This window comes from Polaribacter sp., from assembly GCF_965656025.1.
Taxonomy (GTDB): domain Bacteria; phylum Bacteroidota; class Bacteroidia; order Flavobacteriales; family Flavobacteriaceae; genus Polaribacter.
In genome coordinates, this window is record NZ_CBFHJT010000006.1 from 1 (window position 1) to 3,857 (window position 3,857).

Annotated in this window: 3 protein-coding genes and 1 pseudogene; all 4 read right to left on the reverse strand. The window is 30.7% G+C overall.

What is annotated here, in order from left to right; translation table 11 throughout:
• A pseudogene (locus ACTG3S_RS01895) lies at nucleotides 1-355 on the reverse strand (hypothetical protein); the annotation flags it as partial.
• Between the two features lie 12 nt (nucleotides 356-367).
• Nucleotides 368-997 (reverse strand): DUF2306 domain-containing protein, encoded by a 630-nt coding sequence (locus ACTG3S_RS01900; protein WP_439127685.1) that lies wholly within the window; start codon nucleotides 995-997, stop codon nucleotides 368-370.
• A 2-nt stretch (nucleotides 998-999) separates the two neighbouring features.
• Nucleotides 1,000-1,419, reverse strand: coding sequence for a DUF2141 domain-containing protein (locus ACTG3S_RS01905; RefSeq protein ID WP_439127686.1), 420 nt, complete (start codon nucleotides 1,417-1,419; stop codon nucleotides 1,000-1,002).
• A 338-nt stretch (nucleotides 1,420-1,757) separates the two neighbouring features.
• Nucleotides 1,758-3,857 (reverse strand): TonB-dependent receptor (locus ACTG3S_RS01910; RefSeq protein ID WP_439127687.1); only part of this gene is annotated, 2,100 nt, incomplete at its 5' end.

Sequence of the window (3,857 nt, forward strand, 5' to 3'; positions counted from 1 at the left end):
CATCAAAAGCAATATACCCCGTATTTAACAAAGCTTGTGTTATTAATATTTCTGGATTGTTTTTAGAATTTGCTTTAGCAGCATCTAAAAACTTCTGTGCTTTAGTAAGTTTTGCTGTTAATTTAGTTTCGTTTTTTATTCCGAAACTTCCTAAAATTTCTACAGTAGCTGCATAATACGCAGGTTTCCACTTGGTAGGCTCAGCTTTAGAAATTCTTTCGAAAAGTTGCGAAGCTTCTGCTGTTTTTCCTTGTTCCCAAAGTGTAAATGCTTTTTGCATTCCCTTTTGGTATTTTGATTGAGCAGCGATAGTTCCTGTAAAGATAATTGCAATGATTGCTATAATTTTTTTCATGATAAGTATTTTTTAAATTGGTTTTAGTTTTTGATTTTTAAATTGATATTGAATTATAAAATAGGCGACTATTAAATTGGGTATCCAAGATAACCATGCAACTATTCTGTATGCAGGTAAAAAGCCACCTAAAGTTGCTGTTAAAATTGGCAACCAAATTCTTAGAGTTACAGCAGAGAAACAGGCTGCATAACTATAAATCATTAATTTTTGATGTTTGATAATATTTCCTTTTTTGATAGCAGTAAAAGCAAAATAGGTAGATAAAAACCAAAAAATTGCCATACATAAAAAACCTAATTTTGGGCTGATGCCACCAGTTGCATGCAGTGCAATATAAAAACCTGCAATAGCACTTAATAGGCAGCAAACAACATAAATTTTGCCAATTATTTTATGTAGTTTCAAATTTTGATTTCTAAATTTTTTATTGAATTGAATCCAGCCAATTAATAAGGCAATACCACCCAAAATAATATGTGTATAGAACATCGAATTCCAAAGAACATCTGCTAAAAGAATGTCAGATTTACTAGATAATAAGCCAAACTTTCTATCGATTATAAAATAGATTGCAGGGTATAAACCTATGGCAACACAGCTAAATGCTAAAATATAATAAGAAATTTTTCTTGCAATCATTTTTATAATTCTAAGTTGATGGTTTTATTTTCTGATAATTGAAACTTTGCATCATCATATTTTGGTGGTCCCATAAAACCAGTTGCATTGTTAGAGCAACCATAATCTTCTTTTGGTATTCCAATAAAATTAGTGTCCATTTTGTTATTATCATTCTCGTCATGAAAGAAAGAAACCGCATATTCTCCTTTTGGAATACCTTCTATTACATAAGTTGTTGTTTTATTAGTGATTTTTGCAACTCCCCCTTTAAAACGTTTTTTTAAAAAAGCTTCTTTTTTGTTATATAATGCTACCAAGACTTTTCCTTTATTAGAGCTTAAACCAGAAATATTAATGGTTAGAGTATACGTTTCTTCTTGAGCATTGGTTGTTAGTATTCCTCCAAAAATGATGGCGATAATTAAAGTTAATTTTTTCATGGTTTTGTTTGTTTTATTTGTTTGATGTTGTAAATATCGTATGTTTTTTTATCTTAAAAACAAGAAACATACCGAATTGTAATTTTTTGCAACTGAATTGATTTTTCTTAAGTTCAAAGTTCAAAGTTTTTGAGTTTGAGAGTTATTTCGATTTTTTGGAGAAATCTTTTAATTGTGAGATTTCTCAATCGTCTAAAAAGTCTCATTTAAAATGATAAGTATTGAATGAAGGCAAATAGCTAGTAAACAAGTTTAGCCCTGATTGAAGCATTTGTTTGAGCTCTCACGCTTTTTGGCGTGAAGCGAGTGCTGAAAGCAGGAAATAGCTTCATGAAATATTATAAATTATCTAACTGATTCGATTTTTTATCGTCACTAATTGTCCAAAAGAATCCTACAAAAAAGAAGCTATCTTGATTAGGTATTCTTGCCTGTCTTTCAAAATTTCCATTTACATCTGGTGTGTTTTTATAATTGTAGCCAAAGATATTTTTGGTACCTAAAATGTTGTTTGCAGAAAAGTATAATATCTTTTGCTGATCGATTAAATACGCCCAATTAAAACTTAGATTATGAAAGTTTTTTGTTGTATTATTTAAAAATCCAGGTTCATTTGGGTTGGTAAACGTTCTGCCAGAAGCAAATTGATAACTAAACCCAATTTGGCTTTGCCAGTCTTCTATCCAATGTTTGGTAACCACAGATAAATTATGTTTAGAGGCAAAACTAGGAGTGGCTGTTATTGGATAATTTCTGTAATCTCTTTCTGTGTCTAAATAAGAATAGGATACCCAATAATCTGTATTTTTAATTTTGCCATTTTGTCTCCAAAAAACATCAACACCTTTTGCATAACCCAAACCGTTATTGCTAAATGTGCTATTAAAGTTAGGTTGGTTATTATTTAAATTGTTGTTGTTAAATTTTACCAAGCTATTATAATCTTTATAATACGCTTCTACTCTAAAAATTTGCCCTTGTTTTACCGATTGAAAATTAGCAATTAAGTGCGAAGTGTTTTGGGCTTTTAAGTCTTTTGAAAATTTTAAAAACTCACTATTTGGGTTTTGATAAAATTGCCCATAAGCCAAAGAGAATTGCGTGTTTTTACTAGATTTATAGGAAACGGATGCTCTTGGTGCTATTGTAAACTGATTTAATAATTCAGAATTTTCTGCACGAACGCCCACTTTTGCAGCTAAATCTTTAGAAAAGAAAATATCAGTTTCTACAAAAGAAGCAAAAATATTGTTGTTAAAACCGTAATTGAATTTAGTACTATTTTCTGGAGTGTAGCTTTCATCATAATTAGTGATAAAATATTCTGCACCAAAATTTAAACGAATTCTGCTATAAAAACGTTTTTTTAGTTTGGTTTTAAAGTGATAAGAATTGTCGTTACTGGCAACTTTATCTTCTATAATTTTTATGTTTGTATGGTCGTTTGTGTAACTTAAGGCAGTTTCATATTTCCAATTATTACCAAATTTATTCTTATAAGAGGCATTAAAATATAAGTTTCTATTTTGAAGTCCAAAACGAAAGCCATCATCAAAATTAATATCATCTTGTACAACATCAAAATCTGAATAGCTGTAAGCGCTGTATAATTTTAGCATCGAATTATCTTTAAATTCTTGTCTATAAACCATTTCGCCATTTGCCGATTGAATTGGTTTGTTCCACGTATTTCTATCATTAAAAACGGCTAAATAAGGTGCTAAGTTTATATAAGAAGTATTGATGCTAAAAGAACTGTTTTTCCATTTTTGTGTATTGCCAACTCCTAAGCCCACTGTCATTAAAGAAATGTCAGTTTTTTCTTGATCTGGCTCATCAATAGTATTCAATAATAAAACACTAGATAGTGCTTGCCCATATTCTGCAGAATAACCACCTGTAGAAAACGAAATTCCTTTGAATAAAAAAGGGGAATATCTACCTCTGGTTGGAATGTTATTTGTAGTTGGTGTAAAAGGTGTAAAAACTCTAGCGCCATCAATAAAAATTTGGGTTTCTTCTGCTTCTCCACCTCTTACAAACAAGCGGCCATCTTCTGCAACAGTTGCAGTTCCTGGTATGGTTTGTAAAGCGCCCACAAAATCGCCCAAAGCACTTGCTGTGGTTACTATATCTAAAGGTTTTAAAACGGTAACTTTGGCTTTTTCTCCCGCTTCAAAAGTACCCGCATTTATTACAACTGCGTCTAACGAGTTTACATCATCTCGTAATTTTATATTTAAATTTTTTAGTGATGTAACTGCTGCTGTTTTTGTAAAAGTTTCAAACGAAATGAAAGAAATTATAAGTTTTTGAGTTCCTTTTTCTTCGGTTTTAAAAGAAAATTCGCCTTTTTGGTTGGTAGATGTGCCATCATATGTGCCCTCTAAATATACATTTGCACCAAATATAGGCTTGTTTTTAGCATCTGTTACTTT

Coding starts and splice junctions, on each gene's coding strand:
- ACTG3S_RS01905 (WP_439127686.1), bottom strand. CDS start 1,419: ATGAAAAAATTAACTTTAATTATCGCCATCATTTTTGGAGGAATACTA.
- ACTG3S_RS01900 (WP_439127685.1), bottom strand. CDS start 997: ATGATTGCAAGAAAAATTTCTTATTATATTTTAGCATTTAGCTGTGTT.